Annotated in this window: 9 protein-coding genes; 5 read left to right on the top strand and 4 right to left on the bottom strand. The window is 46.9% G+C overall.

Annotated elements, in window-relative coordinates; translation table 11 throughout:
* Nucleotides 1-63: 63 nt before the first annotated feature.
* From QZ371_RS03175 to QZ371_RS03165, 3 genes are all read right to left on the bottom strand, one after another.
* Nucleotides 64-2,175 (bottom strand): glycoside hydrolase family 36 protein, encoded by a 2,112-nt coding sequence (locus QZ371_RS03175; RefSeq protein WP_295209314.1) that lies wholly within the window; start codon nucleotides 2,173-2,175, stop codon nucleotides 64-66.
* 209 nt (nucleotides 2,176-2,384) lie between these two features.
* A complete protein-coding gene (gene coaBC / locus QZ371_RS03170) occupies nucleotides 2,385-3,575 on the bottom strand; it encodes a bifunctional phosphopantothenoylcysteine decarboxylase/phosphopantothenate--cysteine ligase CoaBC (RefSeq protein ID WP_295209311.1) in 1,191 nt (396 codons plus the stop codon).
* Nucleotides 3,576-3,985: 410 nt separating this feature from the next.
* Entirely contained in the window at nucleotides 3,986-6,406 is a 2,421-nt protein-coding gene (locus QZ371_RS03165) for a glycogen/starch/alpha-glucan phosphorylase (protein WP_295209307.1), read from the bottom strand.
* Nucleotides 6,407-7,089: 683 nt separating this feature from the next.
* On the opposite strand from QZ371_RS03165, the gene QZ371_RS03160 reads away from it, so the two are divergent.
* The 3 genes from QZ371_RS03160 (at nucleotide 7,090) to QZ371_RS03150 (ending at nucleotide 10,355) form a co-directional block, all read left to right on the top strand.
* Complete coding sequence (locus QZ371_RS03160; RefSeq protein ID WP_295209303.1) at nucleotides 7,090-8,190, top strand: peptidoglycan bridge formation glycyltransferase FemA/FemB family protein; 1,101 nt, start codon at nucleotides 7,090-7,092, stop codon at nucleotides 8,188-8,190.
* 365 nt (nucleotides 8,191-8,555) lie between these two features.
* Complete coding sequence (locus QZ371_RS03155) at nucleotides 8,556-9,368, top strand: hypothetical protein (RefSeq protein ID WP_295209299.1); 813 nt, start codon at nucleotides 8,556-8,558, stop codon at nucleotides 9,366-9,368.
* A 111-nt stretch (nucleotides 9,369-9,479) separates the two neighbouring features.
* On the top strand, nucleotides 9,480-10,355 hold the full coding sequence (locus QZ371_RS03150) for a DUF368 domain-containing protein (protein ID WP_295209296.1): 876 nt from the start codon (nucleotides 9,480-9,482) through the stop codon (nucleotides 10,353-10,355).
* 227 nt (nucleotides 10,356-10,582) lie between these two features.
* On the opposite strand, the gene QZ371_RS03145 is transcribed toward QZ371_RS03150, so the two are convergent.
* Nucleotides 10,583-12,115 (bottom strand): 4Fe-4S dicluster domain-containing protein, encoded by a 1,533-nt coding sequence (locus QZ371_RS03145; RefSeq protein WP_295209824.1) that lies wholly within the window; start codon nucleotides 12,113-12,115, stop codon nucleotides 10,583-10,585.
* 709 nt (nucleotides 12,116-12,824) lie between these two features.
* Here QZ371_RS03145 and QZ371_RS03140 point away from each other — a divergent pair.
* Both QZ371_RS03140 and QZ371_RS03135 read left to right on the top strand, forming a co-directional pair.
* Complete coding sequence (locus QZ371_RS03140) at nucleotides 12,825-13,286, top strand: terminase small subunit (RefSeq protein WP_295209293.1); 462 nt, start codon at nucleotides 12,825-12,827, stop codon at nucleotides 13,284-13,286.
* On the top strand, nucleotides 13,283-14,527 hold the full coding sequence (locus QZ371_RS03135; protein ID WP_295209291.1) for a PBSX family phage terminase large subunit: 1,245 nt from the start codon (nucleotides 13,283-13,285) through the stop codon (nucleotides 14,525-14,527). The genes QZ371_RS03140 and QZ371_RS03135 overlap by 4 nt, the downstream gene beginning before the upstream one ends.
* The last annotated feature ends 28 nt before the right edge of the window (nucleotides 14,528-14,555 follow it).

Below are 14,555 nucleotides of genomic sequence, written 5' to 3'. Positions count from 1 at the left end.
GGGCGAACATCGTTCGCCCGTTTTTTATCAATGTTCGTCTACTCACACAATTATTTGTACTGATTATTCCCAATCTATCTCGAAAAGCCTAGCCATAAAAGTCTTATCGAACTTCACCGTAAGATCGCCCGTGGCTGGTGAAAATTCAAAAGGCGCTTCGTTGAATGACGGATAAATGCACTTCACCTTTGCATTCACGCCCTTGAGAAAATCAATAGGCAGAACGCAGGTGTCAGAGCCCTCACGGCGCCATACCGCAAGATATGCCTTGTTGCCATTGCGCAGACCAAGAGATACCCAATCGTCCGAAAATTTGGACAGTCCCAAACTCCAAAACGGCACGGCTTCCTTGATGTCCGTCCTAATTTTCTTGTAAACGCCGATAGCTTCCTTTACGAGTGCCTTGCTCTCAGGGTCTATGTTGCCAAGATGTCCGCTCTGATGAATGCGTAAAAGCATTGCGTTGACCATATTGAACACGACCGCTTCCTTGTCCCCAGAGGTCATAGGATAAGCCCAGATCGCCGACTGTTCGGGACAAAGCGCAGCAGGGGAGTTCGCCGCAATGGTGCAGTATTTTCTGTAATCGTCCTGATCGGAAGTTGACTGAATGGAGTATCTCGAAAGCATCGCATAGTCCATTCGCAGTCCGCCGCTGGAGCAGTTTTCGATTATAAGATCGGGGTGACGTGCAAACACACCGTCCAGCCATTCAAGATAAGCCTTTTCGTGACCCCACAGACCTTCGCCAACGCTGTCGCAGTTCTGCTCCGTGCCAATTCCCGGCTCGATATTGTAATCCATTTTTATGTAACCAACGCCGTACTCCGAAACCACCCTGTCGATAACTTCGTCAGCGTGAGCACGGACTTTCGGATTTCTGAAATCAAGCTGATAACGGCTGCGGTCATAAACTCTCTTGCCATGACGTGTAAAGAACCAGCTGTCATCGCAAACATTCTCCACCATAGGGCAGTTTATGCCCATAACCTCGATCTCAAGCCATACGCCCGGTATCATTCCCTTTTTGCGAATGTAGTCCGCAACTTCCTTTACGCCGTTTGGAAAACGTCGCCTGCTCTCTTTCCATTCGCCGACCTCGTCCCACCAAAAGCCGTCAGCGTACCAGCCTGCGTCAATGCAGAAATATTCGCAGCCTGCCTCCGCCGCAGCGTCAACAAGAGGAAATTCCTTCTCAGCCGTAGGATCGCCCCAAAGGCAGTTCATATAATCGTTGAATATTACCGCCAAACGCTGGTTGTCACGATTTTTGCGGCGTATCTTTCTGCGGTATTTTGTAAGCTCGCCCATAGCCTTGTCAAAATCGCCTTCAACAGAGCCAACAGCGCACTTCACGCTCTCAATAGTCTCCCCAGGGGCAAGGTTCTTGAACCAATGTGATTCGATCTCGGAAGGACCTGAAAGCTGCAAATAAAAATGTCCGCCAACGTCCGAAAGTTCCCAATGCCAAGAACCGTTCTGCTCGATCTGCCAAAACAGCACCGATCCGGCCTCAGTATTTTCCAGCACGCCCATAGGAATATATTCCTTCGCCGACCAGTTGCCAACATTCGTGCAAGCAAATACCTTTGATGATCTCTGCTCAGTCGGCTTAGTTGAAGTCGCCAAGCCCACCTGTTCAAGGGAATAGCTCTGCCATTGAAGTTCACGCTGCCAAGAATTGTGGCATACCCATATCTTCATCTTGTCCTCAGGCTTTAAAAGCCCCTCTTTTTCAACGCCCGTCAGCGCAAATGAGGACATATATTCAATGGTCTGGACTTCATCGCCCCTGTTCGTCAAAGTCGTCCAGCATCGCACAACGGAAGTTCCCGTGTAAAACTGATAATGAGAAACAGCCTCAAGCCCCGTGCCCTCGTCAATGGTGGTGAGCTCAAGCTTTCTGCCCAGATCGTTGTTCACGTCCTTAAAGTCCTTGAACTTCATTCGCCAGCCGGGCGCCGTAACGATGTACTTGTTGCCGTGTCTCTCGTCAGGCCTGTCAATGCCGCTGGCCTGTATCTCAACAGGGCGGAACGTCCTCAGCCCCATATAAGAAGCGGTCTTAGCCTCGTCAAATGGCAGGGCAGAGAAGTGCAAAAGCTTCGCCTCGTTGTCGTCTGTTATCTCCAGCACAAAATTTATGCCGTTCTCAAAAATATTTATCCTCTTCATTAAGCGTATTCCTTTCAACTATGTTTATGGTCTGCAAAAGCAAATTATAAAAATGTTGCAAATGATTAAATATGTAGGGGACGGCGAAATTTATCTGCTCACCGTTACTCGCAGATAAATTGACGTCCCACCTGTCCGTTTTAGTATTGTTGTAAAAATTCTCCTACAAACGGGCGAACGCTGTTCGCCCCTACATCGCAATTGCTGATTTATCCTAATTCCAGCAATTTATCGATTATCCTGTGCGCAGCCTGTTCCTTCGTCATAAGCGGAAGCTCCTCAGCGCCGCCCTCTGTTATCAGCGTGATAACGTTGGTGTCGGTCTTGAAACCAGCCCCCGAAGTCCTCAAAGAATTTGCGCATATCATATCGCAGTTTTTGTTTGTGAGCTTTTTCTCAGAGTTCTTTATAACGTCGTCAGTTTCCATAGAAAAGCCGCAGATAAGCTGTCCCTCGGTCTTGTGCGCACCAAGATATCCAAGAATATCCTGCGTCCGCTTCAGTTCGATCTTCATATCGTTGTCAGCCTTTTTGATCTTGCTGTCCGCAACTGTCACAGGGGTATAGTCTGCAACCGCCGCCGCCTTGATGATGATATCCTGCTGAGGCGCACGGCTTGTTACCTCTCTGAACATATCTTCCGCCGACTTGACGTTCACAACGTCCACGAACATTGGCGGCTGAACTTCCATATGTCCTGCCACCAGCGTTACCTCCGCACCACGGAGCATAGCGGCCTTTGCCACAGCGCAGCCCATTTTTCCGCTTGAGTGATTGGTAATATATCTCACAGGGTCGATAGCTTCCATAGTCGCCCCTGCGGTGACAAGCACTTTTTTGCCGGCAAGGTCTTTTTCGCAGGCAAGGTCACGGAGGATATACTCAAAAAGTTCCTCAGGTTCGGGCATTCTGCCGTCTCCCGTGTCGCCGTTAGCAAGCATACCCACCGCAGGCTTAACGATCTCATAACCGAAGCGCTCCAGCCTAGCGATATTGTCCTGCACGATAGGATTATGATACATATTATGGTTCATCGCAGGGGAGATCAACTTCTTGCAAGGGCACGCCATAACGGTGGTCGTGAGCATATCGTCCGCAATGCCGTTAGCGATCTTGCCGATAACATTAGCGGAAGCAGGGGCGATCATAACGATATCCGCCTGCTTAGCAATGGCAACGTGCTCGACGCTATACTGAAAATTTCTGTCAAAAGTATCAATAAGGCATTTATTGCCTGTAAGAGATTCAAAAGTGATAGGGTTGATAAACTGAGTAGCGTTCTGGGTCATAAGCACCTGAACATTGCAGCCAAGCTTTTTGAGCAAACGCACCAGCGTAGGTATTTTAAAAGCGGCGATAGAGCCTGTAACGCCGATAACGGCAGTTTTTCCTGTAAGCATAAAACGTCCTCCTGTGGAAAAATTTATACACATATAGTATAACACACTTTGCTATGAAAATCAAACATTTCTTTGTGCCGCTCAACGTTTTCTGTTCTATTATAGTCAAGTGAGGAATGAGGAATGAGGAATGACGGAATCGCCGTTGGCGATGATTTTTTTTGTTGCGACCTTCGTTCGCTTTGACCTCTTGGTCGCTGTTTTTTGCTCCGTATAATATACTGTCAAATGTAGGGGAAAATTGTTGTTCGACAAAGCTCACAACAATTTGCGTTCGCCCGTCGTATCTCGCCTTGTCTTGCCTCACCTCGCCAAGTGTATTTGGTGAATGTACTCGTTTGTTTTGTATATATGTACAAAAAATCGGACAGCCGTCCAAACGACTGTCCGATAAATTTCGTATAAATAGATTACTTAGAAAGACCCCAAATGTCTCTAGCGTAGTCCTCAACAGAACGGTCTGCGGAGAAAATGCCTGCGCCTGCAATGTTTGCAAGGCTCATCTTCTGCCACTTTGTCTGATCCTTGTAGCAATCGGAAGCGTAAGCCTGTGCCTTCTGATAAGAATCGAAGTCCTTGAGAGCCATATATGGGTCAGAGTTCTTGAGGCTGTCAGCGATCTCATTGAACTGCTGTCCGTTGATACCGTACTGGAGCGTGTCGATAGCCTGCTTTACAACTGTGTTTGAGTTGTAAATGTCCATTGGCTTGTAACCGGCCTTTGAAGCGTTTACTTCATCAACGTTCATACCGAAGATGATGATGTTCTCATCGCCAACCTGCTCGTGGATCTCAACGTTTGCGCCGTCCATTGTACCAAGTGTGATAGCGCCGTTTATCATAAGCTTCATATTACCTGTGCCTGAAGCCTCTGTGCCTGCAAGTGATATCTGCTCAGAGATATTTGCAGCCGGCATAAGCAGCTCTGAAAGTGATACGTTGTAATCCTCGAGGAAGATAACGTTGAGCTTTTCGCTGAGCTTCTTGTCCTTCTTGAGCTCTTCTGAAATGTTCCAGATAAGCTTGATGATCTGCTTAGCCATATAGTATCCAGGAGCTGCCTTTGCTGCAAAGATGTAAGTCTTTGGCACGAAATCAGCGTTTGGATTAGCCTTGAGGTAATTGTACTGAGCGATGATGTTCAGCGCATTGAGCTGCTGTCTCTTGTATTCGTGAAGTCTCTTTACCTGTACGTCAAAAATAGAATCTGTGTTGAGCACAACGCCGTACTGGTTCTTTACATACTTTGCAAAGTTCTTCTTGTTGTCAAGCTTGATCTTAGCAAGTCTGTCGAGAACGTCCTTGTCGTCCTTGAATACAGCAAGCTTTGAAAGCTCGGAAGCGTTCTTGAGGAAGCCGTCGCCGATCTTTTCCTTGAGAAGGCTTGTCAAACCCTCGTTTGACTGATAAAGCCATCTTCTGTATGCGATACCGTTTGTAACGTTCTTGAACTTTGTCGGTGTGTCAAGATACTCGTCCTTGAATGTTTCCTTCTTGATGATCTCGGAGTGGATCTTTGCAACGCCGTTTACGCTGTGGCAAACGTGTACGCAAAGTGTTGCCATCTTGACCTTGTTGTCCTCAACGATGGACATATGTGACACCTTAGCCTGATCTTTGTATCTCTCCCAAAGATCCTTGCAGTAACGCTCGTTGATCTCGATGATAATAGAGAAGATTCTAGGGCAAACGCTCTTGAGCAGGTTGCAGTCCCACTTCTCGAGAGCCTCAGGCATAACTGTGTGGTTCGTATAAGCAAATGTGTTTGTAACGATGTGCCAAGCCTTGTCCCAAGAATAGCCGCAGTCGTCGAGAAGAACTCTCATAAGCTCTGGGATAGCAAGTGTTGGGTGAGTATCGTTGATGTGGATAGCTACCTTTTCGTGGAGGTTATCCAGCGTGCCGTAAACGCTCATATGCTGGTTTACGATATCGCCGATAGAAGCAGCGCAGAGGAAATACTGCTGTCTCAGTCTAAGAGACTTGCCCTCAGCGTGGTTATCGTTAGGATAAAGGACCTTTGTGATAGCCTGTGAGATGATGTTCTTGCTCAGCGCCTTCTGATAATCGCCCTGATTGAACATTGACATATCGAAGTCAGCCATTTCAGCCTTCCAAAGTCTCAGCTTAGAAACAGCCTCACTGTCATAACCTGAAACGAAGAGGTCGTAAGGAACGGCCATAACAGATGTATAGTTTTCGTGAGTTACGCAATGGTACTGATTATCCCAGTATTCCTTGAGCTCGCCGTCGAAACGAACTTCAACAGCCTTTGAAGGAACAGGAACGAGCCATACAGAACCGCCGGGGAGCCAGTTATCAGGAAGCTCAGTCTGCCAGCCGTCCTCAAGCTTCTGCTTGAAGATACCATACTCATAGCAGATAGAATAACCTGTTGCGTGATAGCCGTCAGCAGCAAGAGCGTCGAGGTAGCAAGCAGCAAGTCTGCCAAGACCTCCGTTACCAAGACCTGCGTCAGGCTCGCACTCGTAAATGCCGTTGATAGAGATACCGAAATCCTTGAGGACAGCGGTAGCCTGCTTTACCATTTCCAAATTGTAAAGAGAAGTCTTAAGGCTTCTGCCCATAAGGAATTCCATAGAAAGGTAATAAACCTTCTTCTTTCCTTCTGACTGTGTCTTTACTGTGAACTTTCTTCTCTTAGCCTTGAGAATGCCTACAACGATCTTTGAGAGAGCCTCATAGACCTGCTGATCGGAAGCGTCCTCAGGTGTTGTCTGGAAGTCGTTATGAAGAACGTCAAGGAACTTCTCTTCCAGCTCTGCCTTAGTGATCGTTTTCTCGACCGCATTTTTAGCTTGATTTGCCATTGATATTTACCTCCTATATATACTTTCAAGTCGGACGATAACGCCCAGCACCTTCAATTTACAATATAAGTATATTTTCACACATAACCTGCGTGTTATACCATTATATAGCAGCAAGTACAGTATAAATTATAGCACACATAGGCACATTTTGCAAGCAAGGCGTATATAAAAAGGTATGTGCGCAAGCCTTCGCAGAAGTTACGAAAGCGTTTTCGCAATGCTGTCAAAAAATACTGTCAAGCCCCGAAAAACCTAGACCTAACAGGGATATGTCAATATACATTCTAATTTCACTAATATAATTATATGGTATAAGTGCCTAATTGTCAAGGTTTGCAATTGTGGAAAATGCTGATTTTGGAATATTGAACAGCAAACAGGCTAACTTTGGCGGAGACTTTTTATATAATGACAAAAGTATGAATTGCTGATGTAAACTTATTGCAACACGCAGTTAATTAGTTCGTATATTTAACGTGCTGCGCTGCCACAAGCGAGGAGGGGGCGCAAGTGAGGAATGGCGGTATCGCCTGCGGCGATACCGCCATTCCTCACTCCTCACTTTTCTGTCCGCCGTCCCCAAGTTAAAAATAATTGACAATTATAATAATGTGTAGTATAATAAATGAAATAGTGTGTTTTGTCGCAATTTATTAAAATCAGAGAGGATCATTATAGAAATGGAAATAATCAATAAGTCAGATGAAAAATTGCTGGCGGAGTATGAAGAGTTTGCCAGCACAAGCAAATACGGAAACTTTATGCAGTCCCTCAAATGGCCTAAAGTCAAGGATAACTGGGGCTGGGACGCTGTTATATCCCGTGATGAGAACGGCAAGATCAGAGGTACCTGCCTTATCATCATAAAGAAAATACCGATCTTTGGCTGCACGTTCCTCTATGCGCCACACGGCCCTGTCTGCGATTGGTCGGACAAGACTGTTATGACTGACCTTTTCGAGGGCGTTAAGGTGCTTGCAAAAAAATATAAATGCTACCAGTTTATGTGGGATCCTTGCTTTGAAGAGTGTGACGATAAGTGCACAAAGCTTATCGAGGATATGGGCTTCCAGCACATTCACAAGGCTGCTGAGCTCACCACTATTCAGGCGAGAAATAACTATATGCTGAGAAATATCGAGGGCAAGACCCCTGACGAGGTTATGGCGACTTTCAAGCCAGACTGGAGAAACCGTATTAGAAAAGCGCCTAGAAAGGGCGTTTACTGCGTTGCCTGCGGTACTGAGGCTCTCGACGACTTCTATCCGCTTATGCAGGCAACTGGTATCAGAGACGGTTTTTCTATCAGATCGAAGGAGTATTTCGTGAAAATGCTCAACGGTCTCGGCGAGGAGCATTGCCGCCTGTTTATGTGCTATGTTGACGAGGACGGCAAGAAAATTCCGCTTTCGGGCGCAGTCACAACGCAGTATGCAGGCAAGACTTGCTATGTTTACGGCGCTTCCGCTAATCATCACAGAAATCTCTATCCGAACTATCTTATGCAATGGACGATGATAAACTGGGCGCTTGAGGGCAAGAATTACATCTATGATTTCCAGGGTATCCCATTCTATAATGACGAGACCAACCCGAATTACGGCGTTTACAAGTTCAAAAAGGGATTCAACGGCGAGGTCGTAACATACGAAGGCGAGTTCTATTACATATTCAGACCGTTTATGAAGAAGATCGTTGACCTTTGTGAAAAGATCGTTATGGATATCCACGAGCGCAAGAGACAAAAGCTGCTCAAAAATAGAAATAAGGATATGCAGTAATAAACAAAGATGTCATGTGATCGCTTCGCATTTGAATGTGTAGGGGACGCCAGCCCCTACACGGGTGATTATGTAGGGGCGAAAATTGTTGTTCGACAAAGCTCACAACAATTTATTGTTCGCCCGTTGGCTTAACGGCAATGTTTGGTTTGTCGATTTTGTTTGTCGGCGTTTTAATTTGACATTCCCCGACGATTTACGGCACTTTGCGGAAAAGGCATCGTTTGCGGTCGGCAAAGTTTATGTTTAGTTTATACTGTTTTACCTGTACTTTACAAAAAGAACATTAGGATTTTACTCTGCTGTGATATTATGTACTTGTTCAAAAAGGGTCACGGCGATCACGGAAATAAGGAGCGTGCGAAGTGATAAAGGGCGGAATTATCGGGACTGTGGCGCTGATACTTGCCGCAGGTCTTTCGCTCAGCTATATGGTGATGTGCGTATTTTGGCTCGTGACGGGCTGCAAATTCGGTGCGCGGGTGTGCGTGGGGGTGTTTGCAAAAGCGGCGCTGCCTTGCGTTATGCTGGTGTGTCTTGCGGAAGCCGTGTGGCTGATAATATCGGTGCGGAAGATAAAAAGCCTTGAGCGTTTTTACGACGAGCAGGGCGCAAGCGATGAATATTTTGCCAGACTTGAAAAGTATCTCACAAGAAAAAGCGATGAGGCGCAGTCGGGGCTTTTGAAGCTTGCCGGTGCTTATGCCGCAAACGATCGCCTTGAGGACTGTTTTTCAACTTTGGAGCGTATGGATATCTCTCAGCTTTCGGCCATCGAACAGGGCGATTATTTCAATATGCTGGTGTTCGGCAAGCTTATGGCAGGAGAGTTCCAGCAGGCGCAGACCATTTACGATATGAGCAGGCACTATTTTCATAGGGCGCTCAAACAGCGCAAGTGCGGGCATATTTTGCATACGCTGGGTGTGCTTGAATACGCTCGTGGGGAATACGGTCGTGCTGAGACTTATTTCCAGCGTGCATACGTCTGCCACGGAGCAGGGGAAATGCTCAAGTGCGAGTGCGATCTTTACCTTGGCTTGTGTGAGCTGCGGTTTGGCAGGAAAGAGCTTGCCAAAGCCCATTGCGAGTGTGCGGCGGGAGAGGTCTCCGACGAAAAACAGCAGGCGGAGCTTGAAAAGCTTATGGCTCTTGTAGAACGGGCTTATATGGCTTAACAGTACATAATTTCGTACACAAAGGAACATTGAAAGGAGGATATGCCCGATAAAACGTGCTTTCGGGCATAGACAAAAAGTATGATAGTAAACGCATTAAGAGGCTTTTGTATGGCGCTTGCGGACAGCGTTCCGGGCGTTTCGGGTGGAACGATAGCGTTTTTACTGGGATTTTATGACAAATTTATCAACTCGCTGAACGATATTTTCGGCAAGGACAACAGCAAGCGAAAAGAGGCGTTTTTCTTCCTCATAAAGCTTGGTATCGGCTGGGTCATCGGTATGCTGCTTGCGGTGAGCGTGCTGGCAAATGTGTTTGAGAGCGGCATTTACAAGGTCAGCTCCCTGTTTCTCGGGTTCATTATTTTGGCAATTCCTGTTATGATAATGGAAGAAAAAGAGAGCGTTAAGGGCAAATATTACAACATCATTTGGGCGATCGTGGGCATTGCCATTGTTGTGGGAATTTCCCTTATAAACCCATCAGGAAGCGGCACGGACGTCACGAATATGGGCGTTGGCACGGTGATCTTCGTTATCATCGCAGGAATGTGTGCGATCTCCGCAATGGTGCTGCCGGGCATTTCCGGCTCGACTATCCTGCTCACGTTCGGACTTTATATGCCTGTCATCACGGGTGTTAAGGAGCTTTTGCACTTCAATTTCAGCTATCTGCCGCTGATAATCTGCCTCGGCTTGGGCATTATTATCGGCGTTTTCGTGTCGCTGAGGTTCATCAAAAAGGCGCTGGAGCGTTTCAGAAGCCAGACTATCTACTGCGTGATCGGAATGATGATCGGCTCGCTTTATGCGATCGTCGTTGGTCCGACAACTCTGAAAGAACCTAAAGACCCGATGACATTTGGCACTTTCAGCATCGTTTTCTTTATCATCGGTGCGGCTATCGTGTTCGGTATTCAGGTGGCAAAGAGCGTTTTCGACAAGAAGCAGCTTGCTAAGGCTGAGGAAAAGATCGAAAACGAATAACTAATAGTACAAAAAATCGTACATATAGAAATATCCCCGATGAGCTTGTGCTGGCTCTTCGGGGATATTTTTTGTACAGTTGATATTTAAACTATTGCCCAGTATAACGGCATATCTATGTGCTTTGCATAAAAAAACGAGACGATCGATCGACCGCCTCGTTTTTTTATGCCAACAAATAGCAATGTTCGGCTTATATTAAAAGTTTTTTCCTCATCGCCATTGCCTTATTTATTATCGTGTGGTTCTGTGATAAGGTCGAGATTTATCTCGTATTTTGACTCGAGAGAGTTCTGCATTGGGGCTTCCTTGACGTATTTGTTGATGGCCGCCGTGCTCTTTTCTACTGCCTGCAATGTGCCTGCGCCGGCTACGCAGCCGCCCGGACAGGCCATACCTTCAAGAAGATAACCGTCATATTTTCCTGCCTTTGCGAGGGTGAGAAGCTTGCGGCAATCTTTAAGTCCCTGTGCGGAAACTACCTTGACTTCACGCTCTGGGTCAAGCTTGTGGATAACGTCGGCAACTGCTTTCGCTACGCCGCCGCTGACTGCAAAGCCTCTGCCGTCACCTGTGCCTTCTGTGAGTTCCACCTTCTCATCGTCTGTGATGTCGTCAAATGTTACGCCCTTTGCGTTGAACATTCCCATAAGCTCTTCAAATGTGAGGACAAAGTCAACATCGCTGCGGATAGAACGTCTTGAAGCTTCAAGCTTCTTTGCGGCGCAAGGACCGATAAATGCGATACAAGCGTCTGGGTTGTCCTTTTTGAGCATTCTTGCGGTCAGAACCATTGGGGTCAGCGCCATTGAAATGTACGGTGCGAGGGTCGGGAAGAGCTTTTTCGCCATTACTGACCAAGCAGGACAGCAGGAAGTCGCCATAAACGGCTGGGTGTTCGGAACTTCACGCATAAAGTCCTTTGCTTCCTCGATCGAGCAGAGGTCAGCGCCGATAGCGACTTCGACAACGTCCGCAAAGCCGAGCTTTTTCATCGCTGCGGTGAGCTTTTCAGGGCTTGCCTTTGGACCGAACTGTCCCACAAAAGCTGGGGCAACGATAGCGATGACCTTCTTCTTTTTCTTCATAGCTGTAATAAGCTGGAATATCTGGCCCTTGTCAACGATAGCGCCGAAAGGACAGTTTACAAGGCACATTCCGCAGGAAACGCACTTGTCGTAATCTATCTTTGCCTTGCCCTCTTCATCTGAACCGATAGCGTCCATTCCGCAGGCTCTTGCGCAGGGGCGCTCCATTTTATTAATGGCATTATACGGACAGACGCTTTGACATCTGCCGCACTTTATGCACTTTGACTGGTCGATAACGGATTTGCCGTGCTTGACCGTTATTGCGCCCTTTGGACAGACTTCCTGACAAGGGTGAGCAAGACAGCCCTGACAGCAGTCGGTAACGTGATAATGAGTTTCTGGACAGCCGTTGCAGGCGAATTTGATGATATTTACCAGCGGCGGATCGTAGTATTTTTCGGCGATAGCGCTTTCTTCAATGCCGTCGGCAACTGATTTATGCTCCTCGATAGGTCTCAGCGGCAGACCGATAGCAAGACGAAGTCTTTCCTCAACGATGGCTCTTTCAAGAAAGATAGACTCACGGTAAACGGCTTTGCTTCCCGGCACGATCTTATATGGCAGATCGGCGATCTTTTCGGCATAATTGCCCTCTTCATAGGCAAGTCTTGCCACTTCTGTAAAGACCTTTCTTCTGATGTCTGTCACCGAGGAATAAATACCTCTCATTTTCATATTTTTACCTCCTGCGAAAGTTATAAAGTTAGTTGAAACTGTTTATTATTCGGGTTTTACGGGCATTGCCCTTATGTAGTCATACACCTATTATTGTACTATTTTCTGAGAATTTGTCAAGCATTATATATCTTTTTGCATACCATATGCAAAAAGTTTCACAAGGCTGTTTTTTTTTGGTGTGTGATGCTGAAAATTTGTGTTGGGTGGCTTAACGTTGGTTAAATCGTGGGAAAGCGTTGAACCAACGGGCGAACGATAAATTGTTGTGAGCTTTGTCGAACAACAATTTTCGCCCCTACATACACGTTGCATATTTATGCCGATTGTAGGAGAGAAATTGTGCGGTGTTTTTTGTCCGACTTTGTGTTTTTAGAATGTCAATCAATAATGTGGGGGCGAAAATACTATTTTTAAATATATTTATCAAAGTTTTGATTATTCACAAACTGTTGTTAATAACCCACAAAAACAAGGTGGACGATTTATGCAAACAAATGATAAATGATTTAATTTGACAACATTTGAGCAATTGTTGCATTTTTTATGCAACTTTTTGGCCTTTTTTCGGGATAAGTGAGAGGTGCATTTCGAGAGACTTCGAAAAAAAACAAAACGCTTCTCGGGAAGTTATCAAGTCGGGCGGAAACATTTTATACGGCTCGGCTGGTAATAGTACGATTTTATGGACAGGAGGTCTTATATGACAGAGAGGTCAAAGTTATTTGCACGGCTGTTTTTTCATCTTCGAAATCTTCGTGAGGCGGCTCAGCGTTTAGGCGTTGAAAGGAAAAATGCCGAGAACGAGGGTGCGGCGCTTTTGCATAGCGAGGGCGTTGCTGAGGAGATCAGGCGGCTTGAAAATGAGGACGTTCAGACCACGGCGTATGTTAAAACGGGTCTGAGCAGGCTGGCGTTTGGGTGCGTGAATGACGCTGTTAGGCTGATCTTTGACGAGAATGTGACGGCGGAAGAGGTTATGGGATATGACTTTTTCAACGTCAGCGAGATCAAGAAAAACGCCAAAGGGGATATCGAGGTGAAGTTTTTCGACAGGCAGAGGGCTTTGGAAAAGCTGGTGGAGCTTGCGCCCAACCTTGGTGAAAGCTCCGAGACGATGAAGCTTATGGAAAAGCTTTACGGCAAGGACGGTGGCGGCTTATGAAAATAGAAAGGCTGTCAGAAAATCAGACATTTGTTTTCAGATGGTGGCTGCGTGCGGATCTTAGGGATTACGATGGGATAATCTGTGATGGCGCAGTCAGGTCCGGTAAAACGTTCTGTTTATCTGCTTCCTTTGTGACGTGGGCAATGACCTGTTTTGACAAAAAGCTTTTCGGGCTGTGCTCGAAAACTATCGTTTCGCTGAGGCGGAATGTGCTCCCGGGGCTTCGTGAATATATGGAGTCGGTGGGAATGGGGGTCAAGGAAGTGACCTCGAGAAATTACATTGACGTGACGTTTGGCAACCGCCGCAACAGGTTTTATTTTTTCGGCGGACGTGACGAGGGGTCGCCATCGCTTATACAGGGCGTGACATTGGCTGGGGTGCTTCTTGACGAGGCTGCCCTTATGCCGAGAAGCTTTATCGAGCAGGCGGCGGCAAGGTGTTCTGTGCCGGGGAGCAAGCTTTGGTTTTGCTGCAATCCTGACAATCCTTATCATTGGTTCAAGAAAGAATGGATAGACAAGGCGGAGCAAAAGCGGCTAGTTTACAGGCATTTTGTGCTGGAGGACAATCCGACGCTGAGCAGGGCTGTGATAGAGCGTTATCACCGAATTTACACGGGGTCGTTTTACGAGCGGTTCGTGCTTGGAAAATGGACGGCGGCGGAGGGGCTTGTTTACCCGATGTTCGATCAAGATATCAACGTTTTTGATGGGGAGATCAGCGGCGAAAAGTACGTTATAAGCTGCGATTACGGCACGGTGAACCCTTCAAGCTTCGGGCTTTGGTGCTTGTCGGAGGGGGGGTGGTATCGCATTGACGAATACTATTACGACTCTCGCCGTGAGGGTATGCAGCGGACGGACGAGGAGCATTACAAGGCGCTTGAGGAGCTTGCAAAGGGCAGGCGGATAGAGAAAGTTATTTGCGATCCGTCGGCGGCTTCATTTATCGAGTGCATAAGGCGGCACGGGAAGTTTGCGGTCTTTCCTGCGAAAAATGACGTGATATCGGGCATAAGGCTTGTATCGGATGGGTTCAAGAGCGGAAAGATCAAGATATCGAGGCGGTGCGAGGACACCCTTCGTGAGCTGGCGCTTTATCGCTGGGACGACGGGGCGAGCCGTGACGCACCGATCAAGGAGCACGATCACGCAATGGACGATATGCGGTACTTTGCGGCGGAATATTTAGGTGGCGACAAGGACGATTTCTTTGTTATCGCTGTGGAACATTAATTAAGCAGTACGAAAATTTGTACAGAAA

Source organism: Ruminococcus sp., assembly GCF_019423705.1.
Lineage (GTDB): Bacteria > Bacillota > Clostridia > Oscillospirales > Ruminococcaceae > Hominimerdicola.
The sequence above is the reverse complement of the archived record's forward strand: the minus strand, read 5'-3'. Positions and strand labels throughout refer to the sequence as shown.